Annotated in this window: 20 protein-coding genes and 3 pseudogenes; 13 read left to right on the top strand and 10 right to left on the bottom strand. The window is 71.9% G+C overall.

Features of this window, described 5'->3' with window-relative positions:
* Positions 1-208 precede the first annotated feature (208 nt).
* Entirely contained in the window at positions 209-658 is a 450-nt protein-coding gene (locus tag CP977_RS01625; protein ID WP_229991513.1) for an ATP-binding protein, read from the bottom strand.
* A 402-nt stretch (positions 659-1,060) separates the two neighbouring features.
* On the opposite strand from CP977_RS01625, the gene CP977_RS01620 reads away from it, so the two are divergent.
* Positions 1,061-1,621: a hypothetical protein gene (locus CP977_RS01620; protein WP_183953290.1), complete on the top strand. Its 561-nt coding sequence runs from the start codon at positions 1,061-1,063 to the stop codon at positions 1,619-1,621.
* 146 nt (positions 1,622-1,767) lie between these two features.
* On the top strand, positions 1,768-2,667 hold the full coding sequence (locus tag CP977_RS01615) for a GNAT family N-acetyltransferase (protein ID WP_062760905.1): 900 nt from the start codon (positions 1,768-1,770) through the stop codon (positions 2,665-2,667).
* A 772-nt stretch (positions 2,668-3,439) separates the two neighbouring features.
* Here CP977_RS01615 and CP977_RS01610 read toward each other — a convergent pair.
* Together CP977_RS01610 and CP977_RS01605 are read right to left on the bottom strand one after the other, a co-directional pair.
* Positions 3,440-3,709, bottom strand: coding sequence for a GlsB/YeaQ/YmgE family stress response membrane protein (locus CP977_RS01610; RefSeq protein ID WP_062760903.1), 270 nt, complete (start codon positions 3,707-3,709; stop codon positions 3,440-3,442).
* 428 nt (positions 3,710-4,137) lie between these two features.
* A complete protein-coding gene (locus tag CP977_RS01605) occupies positions 4,138-4,698 on the bottom strand; it encodes a VanZ family protein (protein WP_062760901.1) in 561 nt (186 codons plus the stop codon).
* 153 nt (positions 4,699-4,851) lie between these two features.
* Between CP977_RS01605 and CP977_RS01600 the strand changes: the two genes are divergently transcribed.
* Positions 4,852-6,063, top strand: a complete 1,212-nt coding sequence (locus tag CP977_RS01600; protein ID WP_152369473.1) for a sensor histidine kinase — start codon at positions 4,852-4,854, stop codon at positions 6,061-6,063.
* A gap of 44 nt (positions 6,064-6,107) precedes the next feature.
* Complete coding sequence (locus CP977_RS01595) at positions 6,108-6,767, top strand: response regulator (protein ID WP_229991527.1); 660 nt, start codon at positions 6,108-6,110, stop codon at positions 6,765-6,767.
* Here CP977_RS01595 and CP977_RS01590 read toward each other — a convergent pair.
* Positions 6,754-7,939: pseudogene (locus CP977_RS01590) on the bottom strand (ABC transporter permease). The gene CP977_RS01595 and the pseudogene CP977_RS01590 overlap by 14 nt on opposite strands.
* A pseudogene (locus CP977_RS35175) lies at positions 7,936-8,315 on the bottom strand (ATP-binding cassette domain-containing protein); the annotation flags it as partial. The pseudogenes CP977_RS35175 and CP977_RS01590, both read right to left, overlap by 4 nt.
* Here CP977_RS35175 and CP977_RS01580 point away from each other — a divergent pair.
* The 5 genes and pseudogenes from CP977_RS01580 to CP977_RS01560 all read left to right on the top strand — a co-directional run.
* A pseudogene (locus CP977_RS01580) lies at positions 8,310-8,471 on the top strand (winged helix-turn-helix domain-containing protein); the annotation flags it as partial. The pseudogenes CP977_RS35175 and CP977_RS01580 overlap by 6 nt on opposite strands.
* Positions 8,468-9,997 carry a sensor histidine kinase gene (locus CP977_RS01575; protein ID WP_167309050.1) on the top strand — a complete coding sequence of 510 codons (1,530 nt, stop codon included), beginning with the start codon at positions 8,468-8,470 and terminating at the stop codon, positions 9,995-9,997. The pseudogene CP977_RS01580 and the gene CP977_RS01575, both read left to right, overlap by 4 nt.
* Positions 9,994-10,488, top strand: a complete 495-nt coding sequence (locus tag CP977_RS01570) for a hypothetical protein (RefSeq protein WP_109186215.1) — start codon at positions 9,994-9,996, stop codon at positions 10,486-10,488. Before CP977_RS01575 ends, CP977_RS01570 begins: the two co-directional genes overlap by 4 nt.
* 373 nt (positions 10,489-10,861) lie before the next feature.
* Complete coding sequence (locus CP977_RS01565) at positions 10,862-11,143, top strand: HU family DNA-binding protein (RefSeq protein WP_062760893.1); 282 nt, start codon at positions 10,862-10,864, stop codon at positions 11,141-11,143.
* A 153-nt stretch (positions 11,144-11,296) separates the two neighbouring features.
* The gene (locus CP977_RS01560) at positions 11,297-11,497 is read left to right on the top strand and encodes a cold-shock protein (protein WP_030221474.1); all 201 of its coding nucleotides are present in this window, start codon (positions 11,297-11,299) and stop codon (positions 11,495-11,497) included.
* 231 nt (positions 11,498-11,728) lie between these two features.
* Here CP977_RS01560 and CP977_RS01555 read toward each other — a convergent pair whose 3' ends face one another.
* Both CP977_RS01555 and CP977_RS01550 read right to left on the bottom strand, forming a co-directional pair.
* Positions 11,729-11,923: a hypothetical protein gene (locus CP977_RS01555; RefSeq protein ID WP_062760891.1), complete on the bottom strand. Its 195-nt coding sequence runs from the start codon at positions 11,921-11,923 to the stop codon at positions 11,729-11,731.
* Between the two features lie 81 nt (positions 11,924-12,004).
* On the bottom strand, positions 12,005-12,265 hold the full coding sequence (locus CP977_RS01550; protein WP_109186213.1) for a hypothetical protein: 261 nt from the start codon (positions 12,263-12,265) through the stop codon (positions 12,005-12,007).
* Positions 12,266-12,641: 376 nt separating this feature from the next.
* Here CP977_RS01550 and CP977_RS01545 point away from each other — a divergent pair, with 376 nt between their 5' ends.
* Positions 12,642-13,127 carry an NUDIX domain-containing protein gene (locus CP977_RS01545; RefSeq protein WP_062761233.1) on the top strand — a complete coding sequence of 162 codons (486 nt, stop codon included), beginning with the start codon at positions 12,642-12,644 and terminating at the stop codon, positions 13,125-13,127.
* Between the two features lie 259 nt (positions 13,128-13,386).
* On the opposite strand, the gene CP977_RS01535 is transcribed toward CP977_RS01545, so the two are convergent.
* Entirely contained in the window at positions 13,387-14,559 is a 1,173-nt protein-coding gene (locus tag CP977_RS01535; protein ID WP_062760889.1) for a PP2C family protein-serine/threonine phosphatase, read from the bottom strand.
* A 53-nt stretch (positions 14,560-14,612) separates the two neighbouring features.
* Between CP977_RS01535 and CP977_RS01530 the strand changes: the two genes are divergently transcribed.
* On the top strand, positions 14,613-15,119 hold the full coding sequence (locus tag CP977_RS01530; protein WP_079131639.1) for a MarR family winged helix-turn-helix transcriptional regulator: 507 nt from the start codon (positions 14,613-14,615) through the stop codon (positions 15,117-15,119).
* 203 nt (positions 15,120-15,322) lie between these two features.
* On the opposite strand, the gene CP977_RS33955 is transcribed toward CP977_RS01530, so the two are convergent.
* Positions 15,323-15,775: a MarR family transcriptional regulator gene (locus tag CP977_RS33955; RefSeq protein ID WP_062760888.1), complete on the bottom strand. Its 453-nt coding sequence runs from the start codon at positions 15,773-15,775 to the stop codon at positions 15,323-15,325.
* A 241-nt stretch (positions 15,776-16,016) separates the two neighbouring features.
* Here CP977_RS33955 and CP977_RS01520 point away from each other — a divergent pair, with 241 nt between their 5' ends.
* Positions 16,017-17,768 (top strand): PP2C family protein-serine/threonine phosphatase, encoded by a 1,752-nt coding sequence (locus tag CP977_RS01520; protein WP_167309051.1) that lies wholly within the window; start codon positions 16,017-16,019, stop codon positions 17,766-17,768.
* 176 nt (positions 17,769-17,944) lie between these two features.
* Positions 17,945-18,691 carry a phosphotransferase family protein gene (locus CP977_RS01515; RefSeq protein ID WP_152369471.1) on the top strand — a complete coding sequence of 249 codons (747 nt, stop codon included), beginning with the start codon at positions 17,945-17,947 and terminating at the stop codon, positions 18,689-18,691.
* Between the two features lie 158 nt (positions 18,692-18,849).
* Here CP977_RS01515 and CP977_RS01510 read toward each other — a convergent pair whose 3' ends face one another.
* A complete protein-coding gene (locus CP977_RS01510) occupies positions 18,850-19,809 on the bottom strand; it encodes a threonine/serine dehydratase family protein (protein WP_109186210.1) in 960 nt (319 codons plus the stop codon).
* Between the last annotated feature and the right edge of the window lie 362 nt (positions 19,810-20,171).

Raw genomic sequence — 20,171 nt, 5'->3', positions numbered from 1 at the left:
GACGAACCGTAGGCCGACCGGTCGGAACCCTTCCGGCCGCAGTCCGTTCCTCCTCACGGGCTTCGGGCCCGGCGGCTTCGGCCGCCCGGGCGTCCGGCGGCCCGGGCGTGTGCCGATGGGGCCTGCCCGGATCGACGTGGTCGGCCTGCCCCGCCGGGTGTGCAAGTGCGTGGGCCTGTGGGTTCGCAGGTGGTCGCCCTGAAGGCTCCTACACACCACTGACCATGGGGTCGTCGGTCAGGGCGATGGTGGCGGTGATCCTTTTGCCGAGGGGCGTGCGGTGGACGGTGAAGCCCCGGGCGAGTCTGATGACGATCTCCAGGCCGTGCTGGCCGATGCGGGCGGGGTCGGGCGGGAGGATCGCCGGTGGGGTGGGGTTGCTGTCCCAGACGCTGACCTCGATCGCCCCGCTGGCGGCGTCGAGGGCGAGCAGGCTGGCGCCGGGGGCGTACTTGTCGGCGTTGGTCATCAGCTCGCTGACCACGAGCTGGACGATGTCCGTCGTGGACTCGCGGACCGGTAGGCCGTGGACGGCCTGGACGTCGGCGAGGAAGCGGCGGGCGAGGTCGCGGGCGGCTGCGATGTCCAGGCTGCCCTGGAAGACCCCGGACACCGACAGGGCCGCCTCCCGACCCGCTCGTCGGTCTGCACCATCCACGATCCGCTCCACGGCATCCCCGTTCTCGACGACTTCCGGACTCCACAAGGCCGAAGGCCGCATACCCCAGAAGTCTGCTTCGATGCGCGGAAGCCGCGAGGAGGACGTGCAGCAGTCCGCTTCGCGCTCGCCACTCGTCGAGCACGGGCTGGTGCCGGCGGACGAGGATCGAGGTCGAGACCGACCTCACCGTCCCCCGGAGACGCAGCTGCCGGCCCCCGGCCTTGGTTCGCCGAGTGGGAGTTCCCCGCCCCGGCGGGGCACGGAGGAGGTGGCCAGGCCGTGGGACGATCCGGCCGTTCGCGTCCGCCGCCGGCCAGGACGTCGTCCCGCGCCTCAAGGCCGGTGTGTTGCGGGACGGGACGTCGTGGACGCCGACGGTCAGCGGATCTCGTTGTCGGGATGCTGCGCGTCGTGGGCCTGGCGGGCATGGGCGGTGGTGCCCTCTCTGCGGCGGCCCGGGCGGACCTGGCCGCAGCCGCGGTCGTCGTCGCCCGCCGTCCGACCGCGCACGCCGTCAAGACCTATGACCTGGTCGGCGACCCGGGCACCGCCGTCGACGTCGCCGGACGTCCCGCCGTCACCCGTCGGACGATCGGGCTGGGCGAGTACCGCGCCCGCCTCCTCGCGAACGACGCGCTGCTGCCGTGCCGGCCGTCGGTGCTCGCCTCGATCGCCACCGGCGTTCGCCACGGGTCCCTCAGCGGCTCCGGCCCCGACCTCGTGGGGCTGCTCGACCGACTGCTCACCGGGGCGCCGGCCGCCGCAGCGGACACCGCCGCTGCGATGCGTCCCGACGCACGCCGACGAACGCCGGCGGATTTCCCCGGGCCGTGCACGGCCCGGGGAAATCCGGTGCAGGGCGTGGCGCTCGCACCCGACCGCCACGGGAACGCCCAACCCCGTCGGCCGCCGGCCGGGGCACGAGGAAATCCGTGGACGGGCCCGCGGCAGATCGCTTAACGTGTGGCTCCACGCCCCGAGACGAATGGAAGGAGGCGAGTGCCGTGCGGTTCACACCTTTCCAGCGCTCCCTTTTCCGCTGTCCCGGCGTGGTTCGCCAGTTCTGACCGGGAGCGCTCCAAGCAGCCTGTATCCCGGAGGAATCCATGACCGATCCGGTCATCCGCACGCTCTCCGCGAGCGACGCCCATCTCTTCGACGCGCTCCCCGACCCCTTGGGCGCCCGTGAAGGCCATCGGCGTACCCGTTTCCGCCCCGACTGGAAGCGCGTCGCCCTGCGCGACGGCGAGGTCGTCGCACGCGGCGCGTGGTGGGGCGGCCCCGACGACTCGGAGCCCGTCAACATCAACTGGTTCGACGTGGCCGAGGGGGAGGAGGAGGCCGGGGCCGAACTCCTGCGCTCCGCTCCCTGGCAGGTCGAACTCGAGATCAACCTGCCCGGCGGCTGGCGGGACGAGCCCGGCCTGCGCGCCGGCGCCGAGGCGCGCTTCGCCGCCGCACGAGCCGCGGGGTACGAACTCCTGGTGGAACGCTTCCTGTACCGCTGGACCCCCGAGCGAGGCCTGCCCGAGCGGCCCGGACGCCTGCGTTTCAGCGCCGAACCCGACGACGCCGTGTTCTTCGACGCGTTGCGCCGCATCCACTCCGCCACCCTGGACGCCCACGCGCTCAGGGCCGTCGAGGAGGGCGGCCTCGACCGGGCCGCCCAGGAGGAACTCGACTTCTTCCACTGGTGCCCCTCCCCACGGGAGTGGTGGCGGACGGCGTACACGCCGGAGGGCGACCTGGCCGGCATCCACATCCCGGCCCACAACCCCTCCGGCCCGACGATCGGCTTCATCGGAGTCGTCCCGGAACAGCGCGGCCGCGGCTACGCCTACGACCTCCTCGCGGAGTGCACCCACCTCCTCGTCGAGCAGGGCGCGGAGTTCGTCGGCGGAGCGACGGACCAGGCCAACTTCCCCATGGCCGCGAACTTCGCCAAGGCCGGCTTCCCCGTCATCCGCGAACGCGTCAACTTCCACCCGGCGGGCCGAATGGCCTAGCGAGGAGTAGACCGCGCTGATCGAGGGGTCCGGTCCGACGGCAGGTCCGGACCCCTTGCCGGCGGCATCGGCATCGGCGACAACGCCATGATCGCCTCGAAGGTCGCCCTCTTCGCCGACCGGCAGCAGGTTCCCACCCTTCCGGCAGGGTGCCGGCGTCACGCGTGTGCCCGACGGTCCGGAAGAACCGGCCGGACCCGCCCAGTACCGCAGGAACTCTATCGGCACGCGGGGCAGTGGACGTGTACTGGAGGCTTGCCGCGTCGAGGGGGAGGCACGCTGCACACACCGAATCCGGAAGCATCGGGGTCAGCGCACGAGGAAGAGCCCTGGCTCAACAGTGACGAGCTCGCGAAGTTGTGACCGATACGCATCGTGCTCATCCTGTGCGCGCTCTTCCTCATCCTGGGCTCGCCGGTCTTCCTGTTGACAGTGGAATGATCACCGGCGTCCAGCAGTCTGGCAGCGCTTGTCGTGAACGGGGCCGGTCGCGGTGTTCGTGACGGAAAGTCCGCCGTACGAGCACGTACGGCAAGCCACGTGCCTCGTCGATGACGACCACGCTGCCCCGTTCGGTCCCGTCCGCCACGCCGTCCGACCTTGCCGGTGACAACCACCGGCCTTCGGCCCACCGCGCCACCACGCCGCCCACCTCCTCGGCGTCCGGGCCGCCTCCGTGCCCCGGGAGGGCGGCCGGGCACGGCGAACGGCTCCGCCCCTTGGAAGAAGGGAGGGAGCCGTTTCACCGCCGTTGCGGTTCCGGGAGACTACCTCAGGCGTGTCGTCGGTTGCCGGTGACGAGGCGGTAGAGGGCGAGAAGGATCACGGAGCCGATGACGGCCGCGATCCAGGTGGAGAGGTCGAAGAAGCCGTCGATGGAATCCACGCCGAATATGACCTTGCCCAGGAAGCCGCCCAGCAGGCCGCCCGCGATGCCGATCAGAATGGTGATGATGACGCCGCCGGGGTCCTTGCCCGGCATGATCGCCTTGGCGATGAAACCGGCGATCAGGCCGATGAGAATCCACGCGATGATGCCCATGATGTGTCTCCTGCCTGCTGATATAAGTTCTGCGTCAACACGGCGTATGCGCACTCCGGCAGCTTTCAAACCCCCTGTGTTCCGTACGTGCGAGGCCGCATGGCCCGCCTGCCGACCCCGACCGGAACGAGCGCGAGCACGGGGATGGAGCAGGGGCCGGGCCGGAGTCCGCCGCGGTCACCCTCGTGGACGGACCGCGCTCGACACCGACCGGCGGTTCGCCGTACGGGCCGGGTCGTCGTCGGCGGACTTCGTCGCACGCCGAGGTCTTCGTCTCCCGCCGCTGTGGCCGGTTGATCGCAGGCGGCGGACGGACCTTGGGCGAACGCGTCCGGGGACGGGGGAAGACCGCCTGACGGACACCACCGCGCGGGGCGGACCGTCCGCTCCGCGAAGCGTCCGGCACCGCTCTCCGCGAAGCGGGTCCCTCACGCCCCGCCGTGCGTGGCGGACAGCCGGTCGAGCACGGCGCGGGCCGCAGTGGCGCGCCGGGTGACGCGCAGGGCGGCGCAGCCGATGAGACCGCCGAGGGTGTTGGCGATGAGGTCGTTGACGTCGACGGAGCGTCCGTTGCCCAGGGCGATGTACTGCAGGAGCTGGGTGATCTCGATTCCGAGGCTGGCCAGGGCGCAGAGCGCGACGGTGCGGCCTCGCGTGAGACCGGGGGAGAGCAGGGGGAGGAGGAAGCCGAGGGGGACGAACATGATGACGTTGGGGATCATGGACACGTCGGCCATGAGGAGCGGGATCGGCTGGATCTGGCTGATCCAGGGTGCCGCGTTGCGATAGCCACCGCCGTAGATCCACAGGGGGAAGACCGTGATGGAGAGGACCGCCGCCGTGTAGACGGCTGCGAGGACCCGGAGTGCCAGCGGGCCCCCACGCCACCCGGGCACGTTGCCGCGCCGTCGCACGAAAGCGATGACGGCGAAGACGGCGAGCGCCGGGCCGAGGACGGCGGTCGTGGGGATCTCGGTCTGGAAATTCACGGCGTGCTCCTGCGGCAGGCTTGCATGGACGACTGGGAGCGATCGTGTCCGAACGGAGCACCGCCCCGGATCTGCCGAAAGCCCGAAATCCGGCACGCCCGCTACGACTTTCGGCAGAGGCGCCCGGGACGTCCCGCTTTGTAGGGTGCGGGTATGCATGCCATGCTCTTCGGCCGCTTCCCCTCCTGGACCCGCGGCCTTCTGCTCTGCCTCGGTGCCACTCTCGTGAGCGTGGTCATGGCGACGGCGCTCTTCGTCGACCACCGCAGTGGCGTCTACGGCTCGCCCCTCGCGAACCAGGCCCGCCTGTCGGCCGTGAGCGTGTTCCTGCTGCCACCGGCTTGGCTGCTGCGCCGCTCGCGCGTCGGGCCGTGGGCGCTGGCGACTGCAGGCTGCGCGGCGGGCGTCGTGTCCCTCGGGTGCAGTGTCTGGATGCACGTCGCAGCGGGGCAGCCGGGCTCTTCTGCCGCACGGGCGGACGCCTACACCCTGTTCGAGATCAGCGCACTCGTCGTCCTGCTGATCGTCACCGTCCTGCGCGGTCCGGCCTGGCCCGCCGCGGTGGCAGCCGTCGTTCTGTGCGCTGCGGTCGCTCTGCGGCCCGTGGCGGTGGAGACGAGCGAGAACAGCCTCCTCGTGGCACTGTTCTCCACGTTCGCCGTCTGCGCGGCCCTGGCCGGCGCACTGGTGGCCCGGCTGGTGACCGCCGAACGCCGGCGGCACACCGAGAGGGTGCGACTGGAACAGCGCCTGGCCTTCGCCCGGGACCTGCACGACTTCGTCGCCCACCACGTCACGGGCATCGTCGTGCAGGCCCAGGGCGCCCAGGCGGTCGCGGCGTCCCGACCGCAGGCGAGTGCGTCCGCCCTGGAGCAGATCGAGCGGACCGCCGCCGAGGCCCTCAAAGCCCTGCGGCACATGGTGAGCGGCCTGCGCACCGAGGCCGCCACCGAACTCGTCCGGCCGGGAGACGTGGAGCAGATGCGCTCCCTCGTGGCCGATTTCGCCCTGCCCGCCGGCGGACGGGCCCACTTCGTCCAGGAAGGGCGGACGGGCGGCCTGTCCGCGTCGGCCGCGCAAATCCTCCACCGCGTCGTCATGGAGTCACTGACCAACATACGCAAACACGCGCCGACCTCCCGAAAGGTCTCGGTGGCGCTCCGCGTCCACGGCGGAACCGCCGAACTCGACGTCGTGAACGACCGGCCCACTCCACGGCGCGACACTGCGGGCTACGGTCTCATCGGCCTCGAAGAACGCGTGAAAGCCGAAGGCGGCACCTTCCGGGCCGGCCTCGACGACCAGGGACTGTGGCGGGTCAGCGCACGCATCCCTTCCACCGGCACCTGGAGGGCACACCCGTGATCCGCGTACTCCTCGCCGACGATCAGCAGATCGTCCGCACCGGCATGGCCATGATCCTCTCCGTCGAGGACGACATCGAGGTCGTCGCCCAGGCCCGGGACGGACTGCAGGCCCTGGAGATGAACGCCCTGCACCGCCCGGACGTGGTCCTCATGGACATCCGCATGCCGCGCCTGAACGGCCTGGACGCTCTGCGCCGGCTCACCCGCCCCTACGCCGAGCACCGTCCGCAAGTCGTCATGGTGACGACCTTCGACGACGAGGAGTACCTGGCGCGCGCCGTGGAAGCCGGCGCCTGCGGCTTCATCCTCAAGGACTCCGGACCCCGCCTGCTCGCCGAAGCGATCCGCGCGGCCGCGGCCGGCGATGCCATGGTCAGCCCCTCGATCACCGTCCGTCTCCTGCGACGGTTGCGGACTTCCCCCGGGCCCGCGCCCGCGACCGGGCTGTCCCCGCGCGAGGAGGAAGTCGTCCTGCTCCTGGCCCGGGGCATGACCAACAGCGAGATCGCCGCGGCCCTCGGCATCACGGTCGGAACCGTGAAGACCCACCTGACCAACGTCCAGGCCAAGCTCACCGCACGCAACCGCGTCGAGATCGCGGCCTGGGCATGGCGCACCGGACTCGCAGAGCCCTGTGCCCAGACCGTGTCCCCCGTGGCGACCGCCGTCCCGTCGGCGCGAACGGGACTCACGTCGCGTTGAGCGCCACCGTCGGGTGGAGGCGGGAGGCGCGCACCGCCGGGTAGAGGCCGGCGACCGCCCCGATCAGGAGAGTGGCGGCCAGGCCGCCCGCGAGGGACCAGGGCGGGACGACCGCCGTCCAGCCCTGAAACCGCGCGAACCCGTACGTCGCCGCCGCGCCGAGCAGCGCGCCCGTCACCCCCTCCGAGCAACGACAACAGCAGCGGCTCGGTGAGGAACTGGAGCCGGATCGCGTTGCGGGTCGCGCCGAGGGAGCGGCGCAGGCCGATCTCCTGCCGGCGTTCGAGGACGGAGATGACCATGGTGTTGGCGCCGCCGACCAGGAGCGCCACCGCGCCCAGGCCCAGCATGAGGGCGGTCAGGCCCTTGTGGGTGGCGGCTTTGGCGGCGAGCGCGTCCGAGGGCCGGGAGACCTTGACGCCCGCCTCGCCGCCGGGGCTGATCGTGCGGGCCAGGATCGCCCGTACGTCCTCCACCGACGCGTCCGTGGAACGCTCGAAGACCGTGGTCGGGTGGCCGTCGAAACCGAAGTGGCGCTCGGCGGAGGGGAAACCGACCATCGCCACCCGGTCGAGGTTCGGGACCGGCTCCAGCGGTTTCAGGATGCCGACGACGACCACGCGGGTGTCGTTCATCATGATCGTCTCGCCGGTGCGGGTGATGCCGAGCCGGTCGGCGGCCACCGCTCCGAGGACCGTGACCGGAAGCCGTTCACCGGCCGGGTCCAGCCAGGCGCCCTTGTCGACCTCGCCGCCGAGCGCGGCCAGGAGATCGGTACGGACCGCCTGCGTGGTGACGCCGGCGGTGCGCTCCTCGGGCACCAGGTCGCTGCGGCGGATCCGGGCGTCGACGTCGCCGGTTCCGGTGGCGTGCCGGACGGGGCCGATGCGCTCGACCATCGCGACCGCGTTCTTGGGGAGTTTGACTTCCCTGCCCAGGGCGTCCTTGCCCGCCTCGGCGGTGAGGAGGTTGGTGCCGAGCCGGTCGAGCCTGGCCATCAGGTCCGCGCGGCTGGACTCGGAGAGGCCGACGACCGCGACCATGGTCGCGATGCCGATGGTGATGCCGAGCGCGGAGAGCACCACGCGCGCGCGGCGCGCGCGGAGACCGACCGCGCCGACCCGGAGGACGTCACGGACGGAGAGACGGGAGGGCTTGAGGGCGCCTTTCACGGCGAGGCTCCTTCCCCGGGAAGGGCGCCGCGCTCGTCCACGACGACCTCGCCGTCCTTGAAGCGCACCCGGCGCGGCAGGGAGTCGGCGATCTCGTTGTCGTGGGTGATGACGCAGATCGTGGTGCCGGAGGCGTTCAGCTCGTGCAGCAGGTCCATGACGATCTCCCCCGAGGCGGTGTCGAGTGCGCCGGTCGGCTCGTCCGCGAGCAGCAGCCGGGGCTCCCCCACCAGCGCGCGGGCGATGGCCACGCGCTGCTTCTCGCCGCCGGACAGCTCGTTCGGCGTGTGGGAGTGGCGGTGGTCGAGGCGGACCCGGTCGAGCGCGGTCGCGCCCGCGCCCGGCGTTCCCGCAGCGGCACGCCCGCGCAGAGCAGTTCCTGTCGTCGGTCTGTGACCACACCTTCCTCGGCGATTCCCGGCTGGTGGACACGGCGGTCGGCCGACTGCGGGCGAAGCCGGAGGACGTACCGGCGAGACCGCGGTACGTCCAGACCGTGCGGGGCTTCGACCACCGCTTCGGCCCGCTGTGAGGCGTACGCGTGGCGCCGTCGCCGAGGGCGCCGCCCCTGCCGCGACCGCCCCGGAACGGCGTCCCCGACGGCTCGTCGGGGGACTGCGGACCCGGCTCGTCGTGACGTTCGTCCTGGGCGCGCTCATCAGCGCGGTGACCGCGACCGCGCTCGCCTACCGGGACGCGCGGACCGCCGTCCTCCGGCGCACCCAGGACGCCGCCGTGAACGACGTACGGACACGGGTCACCGCGGTCGCCGCCGACTTCGACCTGCCGCCCGACCAGCGGTCGCTCTCCCGGTTCGCGGCGAAGGTCTCGGACGGCCTCGGCGCCCGGATCGTGGTCGCGCGCCACCAGGATCTCGTCGCGGTGTCCGACCCGCTCGCCGACGCGCAGGACCGGATCACCCCCGAGCTGCGCGCCGCCGTCCGGGCCGGGGACGGAGCCCGGTTCCAGCGGGTGATGTGGCGGAACGAGCCGTATCTGGTGGTCGGCATGCCCGTGACGTACGCGGACGGCGACCGGCGACCCTCCGGTCTGGAGGTCTTCGCGATCACCGGCCTCCGGGCCGAACGCGACGACACCGCCGCCCTGTTGGACTCCGTACGGACCGGCATCCTGCCGGTGGTGGCCCTGACCGCCCTCCTGGCACTGCTCGCCGCCGGTACGGTCCTCCGTCCCGTACGGAAGCTGGGGCGAGCCACGCGCGAGCTCGCCGAGGGCGACCTCGGCAGCCGGGTACCGGTCAGGGGACACGACGAACTCGCCGACCTGGCAAGGACGTTCAACGAGACGGCGGGCGCCCTTCAGGCCTCCGGCGCGCGCCTGCGCGAGCAGGAGGCGAAAGCGCGCCGCTTCGTCGCGGACGTGTCGCACGAACTGCGCACCCCCCTCGCGGCGATGACGATGGTGGTGGTCGTCCTGGAGGAGGACGCCGACCAGCTGCCGCCGGACGCCGCCCGGGCGGCCCGCACGGTGGGCACGGAGACGGCACGGCTCTCACGGCTCGTCGAGGACCTGATGGAGATCTCCCGTTTCGACGCGAACGCGATCCGGCGGAACGCGGCCGAGACCGGCCTCGCCGACACGGTACGGGCCTCCCTCGCGCTACGCGGCTGGGCCGAGCGGGTGGAGGTCCACCTCGACGAGGGCGTACGGGCGGTGGTCGACCGGCGTCGCATCGACGTGATCGTGGCCAACCTGGTGGGCAACGCGCTGCGGCACGGAGCCCCACCGGTCACCGTGACCCTCGGTACGGTCGGCGCGACGGACGGGAAGTGGGTGACGCTGGAGGTCGCCGATCAAGGACCGGGGCTGCCGCCGGAGGCCCGGGAGCGGGCCTTCGACCGGTTCTACAAGGCGGAGGCGGCACGCACCCGGAGCCCGGCCGGCACCGACGGGCAGGGCAGCGGTCTCGGCACGGCGATCGCGCTGGAGAACGCGCGGCTGCACGGCGGCACGATCGACGTCGCCGAAGGGGCCGGGGGCGGCGCCGTGTTCACGCTGCGGCTGCCCCTGCGGCGCGCCGGAGGGGACGCGGAGTGAGGGCACGAGCAGGAACACTTGCCTCCGTCCTCGGGATCGCCCTGGTGGGATGCGGTGTGCAGCCGGCCGGGGTGGTGGGCGCGGGCGAACCGGCGACCGGGCTGACGCGGGGGATCCGTCTGTACTTCGCCCCGGGCAGCGGACTGCGGGGCGTGCCGGTACTCGACAGGGAGGTGAAGGACCTCGACTCGGTGGTGAAGCTGCTCGCGGTCGGCCCGCCGCCGGCCGAACAGCGTGACGGTCTCACCAACCTCGTCCGGCTGGGCGGCTACGCGGTGACCGGTCGGGGGGCCCGGGTCACGGTGCGCCTGGAGGACCCGTACGCGGCAACGGGCCGCGACCAGGGAACGGGACAGCTGGTGTGCACGCTGGCCCGCGCCCAGTCCGTACTCGACCCGAAGGCCGGAACCGATGACGTGGAGGTCACCCTGCACCAGCCGGAGGGCCCGTCGCTCGGACCGTACCGGTGTGCCGAGTTCCTCGACGGTTGACGACCCCGTACGAGACGCGCGGGCCCACCTGAACGACATCGGTGGGACCGTCGACGCGCCGCCAGGACGTTTCGGGGACGAAGACGAACCGCACATCGGGCAGAGCGGGGCGGGCGCGCCCGGCCGTCGGACCGCTCAGGCTCCGGCCGCGACCGCCCCGGCGGGTTCGCCGGCAGCTGACCGTTCGGATCGTCGGAGCGGGCGCTGCACGCGTCGGGACCGCTGAACACCTCTCCGATCCCATGAATGCCTCATATGGGTAATATCGAGCGTTGATCGTTGGGGGTGTCAAAAGCCGGTGGCAGGGTAGCGGGGAGACGTCCCGTCCGCAGCAGACGGCCGGGACGGCCCACAGATACGGAGTGCTTCACCCATGAACCGCAGCGAGCTGATCGCCGCCCTGGCCGACCGTGCCGAGGTGACCCGCAAGGACGCCGACGCCGTGCTGGCCGCTCTCGCCGAGACCGTCGGCGAGGTCGTCGCCAAGGGCGACGAGAAGGTCACCATCCCCGGCTTCCTGACCTTCGAGCGCACCCACCGTGCCGCTCGCACCGCTCGTAACCCGCAGACCGGCGACCCGATCGACATCCCGGCCGGCCACAGCGTGAAGGTCTCCGCGGGCTCGAAGCTCAAGGAAGCCGCCAAGGGCAAGTAGCACCCGCTCCTCGCACCACCCGTCCCGGTCCCGTGCCGTGTGATCGGTCCACCGACCCACGCGCGGACGGGACGGGTCCCGGGTGCCTTCCCACCGGGGGAAGGCACTCTTCTCAACCCGGCCGGACTCCCGGCTCGACCGAAGGAAAACAGCATGGCCAGCGGCACCGTGAAGTGGTTCAACGCCGAGAAGGGCTTCGGATTCATCGCCCAGGACGGCGGCCCGGACGTCTTCGCCCACTACTCCAACATCTCCGGCAACGGCTACCGCGAGCTGGTCGAGGGGGAGACCGTCACCTTCGACGTCACGCAGGGCCAGAAGGGACCCCAGGCCGAGAACATCGTCCGCGGCTGACCCGTCCGGCCCGTGCAAGACCCTCTTCGCCCCACCCCGCGCCGGTGGTCACGTACGGCGGTGACACCGACGCGGGGTGGAGCAGCTCGGTGATCCCTGGCCCCATGGCCCGGAGGTCACCGAGATCGGCGGCCAAGCGGTCGGTTCGATCGCGAGCAGTGACCGCGGCCGCTTCACGACCTTCTGCGACGTCCCTCGAGGTCCGCTTCGCGGGACGGTCGGCTACAGGGTTCAGGACCGGGACCAGGGTCGGCGCCTGGTGGTGTGGCCGGTGCGGTTGGCTCCGATGCCGGCGAGGTGCAGGGCCAGGGCGGTGAGCCCGAGAAGCATCACGTTCGTGGAGGAGAAGACATCGTTGGTTCCGATGTCGGCCGCGTTGATCAGGAAAGCGATGAAGAACAATACGGCGGCGGCTATACCGAGCATGTGCGGGTTCCTTTCGGGGGAGGGCTGCTCGCGTGTCGAACGGTGCCTCGTCACGCGCCGGATCGGTGTGAGGGGGTGGGGTCAGGTCTGCTGGGGGTGGCCGGCATCGCCTTCGACGACCAGGCGGTCGGTACCGGGCTGTTCGGCACGTTCGACGATGGTGACGTCGATCCGCCCGTCGCCGGTGGTGTCGAACTGGTAGAGGTCGGCTTTTCCGTCACCGGTGGTGTCGGTCATCCACACATCGGGCTTGCCGTCACCGTTGGTATCGGCGCTGAGGACGACGTGGTGCTCATCACCCTGTGTCTCGACCGCCTCTTCGGGGCCTGCTGAAGTGTCCATGACGGCCGGATGCCCCCGAGTCGGGGGGTGAAACGAGCACGTGCCAGGGGCCCGGCGCCCTGGAGCCGGCCGACGAGGAACGGGCACGGGTCAGGTCCGAGGCGACGGCGGACGGCCGGGACCGGTTCCGGACGGCGGCTCCGGCCGCCATCCGGCCACGAGAGCACCTTGGGCTTCCGGACCCGCGTGATCGTGTGGCGCCGCTGGACGAGGTACGCGCGATGCGACAGGAACTGCGGGGGCAGGGGGCTCCTCACCCGCGACCGGGGCCAGGCCTCTCACAGCCTGCACCCGGTGGTCGTGACGGGGACCACCGGAACCGGCCCCGGCTCGACGTGGTCCACCGGTTCGCGCCATAGGCCATAGGCTCGTGGGCATGGTGGACGCGAGCGTTTCCCTGACGGAGTACGACCGGCAGCTGGCACGCAAACGGGTGGCGGCCGGAGTGCTGTTCTTCGACGACGCGGGCAGGGTGCTGCTCGTCGACCCGGTCTACAAGGAGCCGTGGGAGATCCCCGGCGGGGCGGTCGAGGCGGACGAGTCACCGAGGGCCGGGGCGCGCCGTGAGGTCCTGGAGGAGCTGGGTCTGGATCTGCCGCCCGGGGCGCTGCTGGGCGTCGACTGGACGGGGCCCCGACAGGGGCGCAGCGAGAGTGTGGCGTTCGTCTTCGACGGCGGTCGGCTCGCGCCGGAGCAGGTGGCGGCGATCCGGCTTCAGGCGGAGGAGCTGCGGGAGTTCAGGTTCGTCGGGGCGGACCTGACCGGGGAGCTGCTTCTGCCGAGGGCGGCGCGCCGGGTACGGGCCTGTGTGCGGGCCCGGGAGGAAGGCGTGACCGTGTACCTGGAGCACGGGCGAGAGTGAGCCGGAACGGTCCACCGCTCCACGAACCCGACGGCCTCCCGTCCGCCCCGCTCGGAGACACCGCCCGTTGCGTCCAGAACCGCGCCCGCCTCGTACGGGCCCTCCACATCCGGCTGGACCGCCTCGCCGAATCCCTCCCGGTCGCAAGAAGGAGCGGCCCGGAAGCCGGGAGTCCGGGCGCACACCAGTGCGGCTCCGCTGCTCACGAGTCCTCGTCGAGGACCGTCCTTCGTGTCTTCGGCCCGCCGTCCTGCGATCCTCAGCCCGATGGCCGCCCGCGCCAGTCGAGGCAGACGACCATGGCGTCGTCGTCGGCGTCGATCACACCGCGGTGACCGGCGAGTTCCTGGAGGACGGCGCGGGGGACCTGGGAGGCGGGCAGAAGCCGGGTGCTGGTCAGAGCCCGGGCCAGGGCTCGTTCGCTGTACCGCTCTCCTGACGGGGAGGTGACGTCGTAGACGCCGTCGCTGACGAAGACGAGGCGGTCGCCCGGCTCGGTTCGGAAGTGCTCGGTCGTGTAGACGGTGTCCTCGAACATGCCGAGGGGCAGCTGGGCGTTCAGCTCGATCTGCTTGACCTTGCCGCGCCGTACGAGCCACATCTTCGGTGATCCGGCGTCCACGATCTCCGTCGCCCCGGTGGCCAGGTCGAAGCGCAACAGCAGAGCCGCCAGGTGCTGGGTCCCCCGATGTTGGCCGTAGAGCGCCTGATCGGCCAGGTAGGCCTGGTCGGCCAGGGAGAGACCTGCCCGCCGGGCGTTGCGCAGGGCGTTGACCGCGAGGTTGGTCAGCAGGGCCGCGTCGATGCCCTCGCCCATTCCGTTGGTCACGGTCAGGGTGAGGTCGTGGGTCGATGTCGACCAGTCGAAGTTGTCGCCGTAGATCGCGTAGGCGGGTTCGAGCTGTGCGCCGATGTCGTACTCCGGGCGGGTGCACGAACGTCCGGGAAGGAGCTGCCACTGCATTTCGGCGGCGAGTGTGAGGCGGTCGGCCCGCCGGGCCTGGAGGTAGAGATCGGTGTCGCGTTCGCCGACGATGATCTCGTGTCCGAGCACCTCGGCGATCTGTGTCAGTTCCTGAGCGGTGCCGGAGCCTTCCCGCCAGTCGGGAAGGCGAAGACTCAGGACTCCGATGCGGTCTCCTCGCACGCTCACCGGCAGGTGCACGGTGACCGGGCCGTTGCCGTCGGCGCTCTCGACGTGGGGCGACTGCCAGTTGAAGGCCCGGCCCGGGGCGCTGCCGTGGACGGGGACGGGTTCCTTCGTATAGGGGAGAGCCGTGACCGGTTGCAGTATGGTCGTCGCGTAGTCGGCCATGAGCAGGGTGACGTCCGCGGCACCGTATTGCGTGATCAGTCCTTCCTCCAGGGATCGGAGGAGGCCGTCTGGCGTGGCGGTCCGCAGGGCGCGCTCGACCGCGATGAATCTGTCCATTGTCCGGTTACCGCCTAGTTTCAGAACGGGTGCGAAAAAGGGGGTTTTCTCTCGTGTCTCGGCGACCGGAGGAAACGGCGCGGCGTAACGGTGCGGAGGGCTCTGCTGCCGGTGCGGCGCTCGAGGTCCTGGAACTGCTCGAAGTGCTGTGGTCCCAGGGGGAGACGGTGTCGACGGCTCCGCTGTCCTCTTCCCAGGTGCGCGTGCTGTACGTGCTGGAACGCGAGGGGGTGGTGAATCTGCGCACTCTGGCGGAGAAGCTGGACTCCATGCCGTCGTCGGTCAGCCGTATGTGCGACCGCCTCCGAGCGGTGGGCTTCATCGATCGTGGCCATAACCCCTGTGATCGCCGCGAGCTGGAGCTGCGTCTGTCACGCAGGGGGGCGGGCTACCTCAGGGCGTTCCGCTCCCGCCGTGAGGAGGTCCTGCGCGAATTGCTGGGGAAGATGACCCCGACCGAGCAGGCCATGCTGGTGCGGGGGCTGTCCGGGATCCGAACCGCTGCCGGTGTCGGGTCCCCCCGTGAGGAGACGAGCGCCGGCGTCACGGAGTCGGCCTGAAGTCGACGGTTGTGCCGATCGATGCACGGTTCCTCCCTTCGAGGAGATGTGGAGGCCGTCTGTATGCCTCGTGATGCTGCGACAGATTCGTTCCTCGGGCAGATACTTGTCAAATGACAAGTATTGCGGCCGTGTGACCGGTGACGGGCAGGCGGGTACGCGGTGAGAGGCCCGCGTGCGGGGCGAAGCCGGGCCGCTGGAGGTCAGCGGTTCCCCTCGTGGTCGCGCAGTGACCTGTGCAGAGCGGCGAGCAGGCCGGCGAGTCCGGCCCGTACGGCTTCGTTCTCGGCGTGCTCCGGCAGGAGGGGGGACGGCTCGGTCAGCCGCTCGGCTCGCATCTCGGCGAGCAACTGCCGGCCGGCCCGTGTGGCGGTGACGATCCTGCCCCGCCCGTCGCCCGGTGCCGGAGCGCTGGTCACCAGCCCGGCTTGTGCGAGCTTGGCGGTCATGCGGCTCAGCGAGGTGGTCGGTACGCGGAGGAGCTGCGCCAGCCTCCCCGGTGACAATCGGCCGAAGTGCTCCAACAGGACCAGGATCCGGTGGGCGAGACCTGCGGGTTCCCGCCGTAGTTCCAGGTTCTCCCACAACTCCAGCATCGCGGTGGTCGCCTCTTCGTCGGCCGAGGGGCCGGAGGTCTGGTCCGGGTCGTCATTCATAGGAGGGCGCGAGATCGAGGACGGTCCCCTCCGCCTGCCCCGTACGGCACCCTCCATGCCTGTCGGCAGGCATCTTGACCGGTCCCGACGTCCGTCACGGCCCGTGCCGCCGGGACCGGTCACGTCGAGGGGGAGCGGGTGAACATCCTTCCTCCCTGCCTCGCTCCGCCTCGTCCATGGAATACTTGCCGTGCGACAACTATTGCCTGGCGGCCCGCCGGCGGGAACAGGGGGCGAAAGCGTGACGACGGCAGCGCCCGGAGCCGAGGACGGCCACGCGGACACCCCTGGGGACGGGTCCGCCGACACACCCCTGGCCGAGGCGTTCGAGTTACTGCCGGACGCCGTCTCCATCTCGGTGGCGGTACGGGACGCCGACGGCCGTGCCGTCGATCTGTGTCTGGAGTACGCGAACGCGGCCGCCCGGACCGGCCACGTGCCCGGCGCGGCGCCCGCCGGAGGCCCGTGCGGCACCCTGTGGTCCCGGACGCGGACGGCAGGCGACGGGGTCCTCGCCGCCTGCCTGGACGTGCTGAACACCGGTCTGCCGGAACACGGCGTGTTCACCCCGGCCCGGAAGGGCGCCCACCGCACGACGGACCGCGAGTACCGGGCCTTCCGGCTGCGGAACGACCGCCTGATGCTGGTGCTGCGCACCGACCGGCACGCACGGGCCCCGGAACGCACGAGGCCACGGCCCGACGGCGAAGACAGGAGGGACGACGGGAGCGCCCGGGAGCGGCTGCGCATCCTGGCGGACGCGGGTGCCCTGCTGGGGGCCTCGCTCGACCGTGAGGCAACCTTCGATGCCGTCACGGGCTCCGTCGTACCGAGCCTTGCCGACGGCTGCCTCCTCTACCTCGCCGACGACACCGGCCATCCGGTACTGGCCGCTCTGGCCCATGGCGACCCGCGTCGGCAGCGGGAACTGCGTGATCTGGCCGAAGCGTCTCTCCCGCACCCGGACGCACGGGACGGAGTCGGCGCCGTCATCCGCACCGGACGCCACGAACGGGGTACGGACGTCACCCGCGCCCTGAACCCCTCCCCGCATCCCGGCGAAGGCAGTCGCACCCGGCGCCGCCCCTCACCCGCGGGCCCGTGGCTGGCCGTCCCCGTGGCCCGGTCGGGCACCGTGGTCGGAGCCATGGTCCTGGTGAGGTCCGGCGCCGGGCGTTCGCCCTTCACCGAGGAGGACGTCCGACTCGCCCGGGAGCTCTCCTGCCGCGCGACCCCGGCGATCCAGAACGCCCGGCACCACACGGAGCAGGCGGAGGTGGCGCGCCGGCTCCAGGAAAGTCTGCTGCCCCGAGCCCTGCCCGACGTGCCGGGCCTCGAACTGTCCGCCCTTCACCATCCCGGTCAGAAGGGCACCCTGATGGGCGGGGACTTCTACGACGTGTTCCCCAGCGGACCCCAGGACTGGACCGTCACCGTCGGCGATGTCGCGGGCAAGGGCCCACGGGCCGCGGCGCTCACCGGTCTCGTCCGCCACACCGTCCGCGCGACGGGACGGAGCACCACCGATCCCGCCGCCCTCCTGCGCGCCGTCAACGCCGCCCTCCTCGACGAGCCGCCGTCCACTCGTCGCTTCTGCACCACGGCCTGCGCGACCCTGCGCCCGGACGGTTCAGGGACGCGCCTCACCCTGGTCCTGGGAGGCCATCCGCACCCGCTGCTGCGCCGGAGCGACGGGACCGTCGTTCCCGTGGGCCACCCGGGAACCCTCCTCGGAGTGGTGAGCGAGCCCCGTCTGCGAACTGTCCACCACACGCTGGAATCCGGTGATCTGCTGCTCTTCTACACCGACGGCGTCACCGAGCACCGTTCGAACGACGTCATGCTCGGCGAGGCGGGCGTGCACGCGGTCCTCGCGCGCACCCCCAGGGCCTCGGCCGAAGCGACCGTGCGCCTCTTGGCGGAGGAGATCGCCGCGTACGGTCCCCGAGCTCCCACCGACGACTTCGCCGTCCTCGGCGTGCGCGTGCGCTGACACCGGATCACGCGCCCCGTGACCCCCTTGGCCGGCTCGGCGGGGGACCGGGCGTTGCGGCAGTCGATCCGCAGGACACGGGCGGCCCCTCTCGTACGATCCGCGTCCGGCGGCTGTGTCGCCGCATGTGACGGATCCGGCGACGTCGACGATCACTTCCGGGATACTGGTCGCCCATGGATGAGGTCGAGGTCGTCGTCGCCCATTCCGAGCGCGCGACCCTGCGCGTCGGCGACGTGTTCCTGAAGGTGGACGCCGATCGGGCGCGCCTCGACGCCGAGGTCGAGGCGATGTCCCTCGCACCGGTCCCGACCCCGGAGGTCCTGTGGCGCAAGCCGCCCGTGCTCGCGATCGCCGCGCTCCCGGGGACGACGCTCGGGCGCCTCGGCGGGCCGTCGACCGGGTCGCCGGCGGCGTGGGCCGCGGCGGGCGCCGTCATCCGGAGGCTGCACGACGCGCCGCCGCCGTCCCGTCCGGGTCGGGCCGGGCGGAGCGGCGGCGCGCTGGCGGCGGAACTCGACGCCGAGTGCGAGCTGCTCGTGACGAGGGGCCTCCTGCCCGCCGACCTGGTCGCCCGTAACCGCCGGGTCGCCCAGGCCGTGCTCCGGCCGTGGACTCCGGCGTTCACGCACGGCGACCTGCAGATCGCGCACGTCTTCGTCTACGGCGACGAGGTCACCGGCATCATCGACTGGTCGGAGGCGGGCCGGGGCGACGCCCTGTACGACCTGGCCACCTTCACGCTCGGACACGAGGAGCACCTCGACGACGTCCTCGCCGGCTACGGCACCGACGTCGACCTCGACGTGATCCGCGCGTGGTGGTCGTTGCGCAGCCTGCTGGCGGTCCGCTGGCTGATCGAGCACGGCTTCGACCCCTTCGCACCGGGCTGCGAGGTCGGCGTGCTGAGATCCCGGATGTGAGGCCGCGCGGGTACGACCGCTGCGCAGGCGCTCCGGCGCGTCGAGCGGGCCGACCCCTCCGGCGAGCTCCCGCTCTCACTCCCGGCGAAGCGCGGTGCGCAGACGTGGCCGGCAGATGACGGGGCAGCGGCGGCAGCCCCGACGTTCCACACCGGGGATCAGCGAAGCCCGAAGCGCCCGGCCCAGGCGGCCACATCGGTGGTCGTCGCATTGCCGCCGCAGACCACCAGGCCGAGCTTGACGCCTTCACCGACGCGCTCCAGCACCCGGCGCGCTGCGGGCAGCAGACAGCCGGCGGCGGGTTCGGCCCAGATCTTCGCGTGGTCGGCCAGGTCGAGGACGCCCTGGACGGCCTCGGCATCGGTCACCGTGACGACATCGGTGACCAGGGCCGAGGCGTGCTCGTAGGTGCGCCGGGAGACGCTGGGGGCGCTCAGCGTCGAGACGATCGAGGACAGTTCGACCGGCACCGGCCCACCGGAGGCCAGGGCCGCCGACATGGCTCGCGCGCCTTCGGTCTCCACGCCCCAGATCCGTACGCCGGGGCGGCGCGCGTGCAGCGCGGTGGCGACCCCGGCGATCAGTCCTCCACCGCCGATGCTGACGAGCACGTCGGTGAGTTCCCCGGCGTCCTCCGCGAATTCCAGACCCACCGTGCCCTGAGCCGCGATGACGACGGGATCGTCGAAGGGGTGAACCAGGGTGAGCCCCTTGGCCCGGAGCTCCTCCACGAGGGCGAACGCACCGTCCATGGTGTCGACGAGGGTGACGTTCGCCCCGGACTCCTCGACGATGTCCACCGCACGGCCGGGGGCGGACCGCGGCATGACGACGGTGGCTTCGACGCCCAGCTCACCGGCCATGACGGCGACCCCGATGCCGTGGTTGCCGCCACTCACCGCCACGACTCCGGCAGCCCGCTCGGCCTCGCCGAGCGTGAGCAGCTTCGCCGTCGCACCGCGTGCCTTGAAGGAGCCGGTGCGCTGCAGCAGTTCCAGTTTCGCGGTGACGTCCACGCCCAGGAGCGCGGAAAGGCCGGGGCTCGACACCGTCGGAGTCCGTAGGACGTGTCCGGCGATCTGCTCGGCCGCGGCTTCCACGTCCGCAATGGTGATCAACACATTTGCCTCCGTCGTACGATCCGGACCGCTGTGACCGGGATCCGTATCCACCACGGTAGAAGGACGACGCCCACGTGGAGGTCTCGCCCGCGCACGGTGACCGGCCGTGCGGCAACCCCGTCTGCCGCCCGTTGCGCGTCCGTTCGCGGACCGGCGGGCCCTGTGCGCCCTTCCGTCCCGGCCGCCGCTTCCCACTTGCCGTGTTCGATCCGATCCACCCGGCGGAGGGCGACACGATGTTGCCGGCAGGGGGCACGCGGACGACCGGGGCGGGGCGGGGCGGGGCGGGGCGGGGCGGGCGGTCGTGCAGCGCCGGCGCCGCCGCTCCTCCCGCCCCGGTCGACGGCGCGCATGTCGCG

This window comes from Streptomyces cinereoruber (assembly GCF_009299385.1).
In the GTDB taxonomy this organism is placed as follows: Bacteria; Actinomycetota; Actinomycetes; order Streptomycetales; family Streptomycetaceae; genus Streptomyces; species Streptomyces bikiniensis.
Note: the sequence above shows the minus strand (reverse complement) of the source record. Positions and strands in the feature narration are given on the sequence as shown.

Excerpts from the sequence above, each read along its gene's own strand:
- CP977_RS01515 (WP_152369471.1), top strand. The coding sequence starts at position 17,945 with ATGGATGAGGTCGAGGTCGTCGTCGCCCATTCCGAGCGCGCGACCCTG.
- CP977_RS01560 (WP_030221474.1), top strand. The coding sequence starts at position 11,297 with ATGGCCAGCGGCACCGTGAAGTGGTTCAACGCCGAGAAGGGCTTCGGA.
- CP977_RS01555 (WP_062760891.1), bottom strand. The coding sequence starts at position 11,923 with ATGCTCGGTATAGCCGCCGCCGTATTGTTCTTCATCGCTTTCCTGATC.
- CP977_RS01565 (WP_062760893.1), top strand. The coding sequence starts at position 10,862 with ATGAACCGCAGCGAGCTGATCGCCGCCCTGGCCGACCGTGCCGAGGTG.
- CP977_RS01550 (WP_109186213.1), bottom strand. The coding sequence starts at position 12,265 with ATGGACACTTCAGCAGGCCCCGAAGAGGCGGTCGAGACACAGGGTGAT.
- CP977_RS01610 (WP_062760903.1), bottom strand. The coding sequence starts at position 3,709 with ATGGGCATCATCGCGTGGATTCTCATCGGCCTGATCGCCGGTTTCATC.
- CP977_RS01615 (WP_062760905.1), top strand. The coding sequence starts at position 1,768 with ATGACCGATCCGGTCATCCGCACGCTCTCCGCGAGCGACGCCCATCTC.
- CP977_RS33955 (WP_062760888.1), bottom strand. The coding sequence starts at position 15,775 with ATGAATGACGACCCGGACCAGACCTCCGGCCCCTCGGCCGACGAAGAG.
- CP977_RS01600 (WP_152369473.1), top strand. The coding sequence starts at position 4,852 with ATGCATGCCATGCTCTTCGGCCGCTTCCCCTCCTGGACCCGCGGCCTT.
- CP977_RS01545 (WP_062761233.1), top strand. The coding sequence starts at position 12,642 with ATGGTGGACGCGAGCGTTTCCCTGACGGAGTACGACCGGCAGCTGGCA.
- CP977_RS01595 (WP_229991527.1), top strand. The coding sequence starts at position 6,108 with ATGGCCATGATCCTCTCCGTCGAGGACGACATCGAGGTCGTCGCCCAG.
- CP977_RS01620 (WP_183953290.1), top strand. The coding sequence starts at position 1,061 with ATGCTGCGCGTCGTGGGCCTGGCGGGCATGGGCGGTGGTGCCCTCTCT.
- CP977_RS01535 (WP_062760889.1), bottom strand. The coding sequence starts at position 14,559 with ATGGACAGATTCATCGCGGTCGAGCGCGCCCTGCGGACCGCCACGCCA.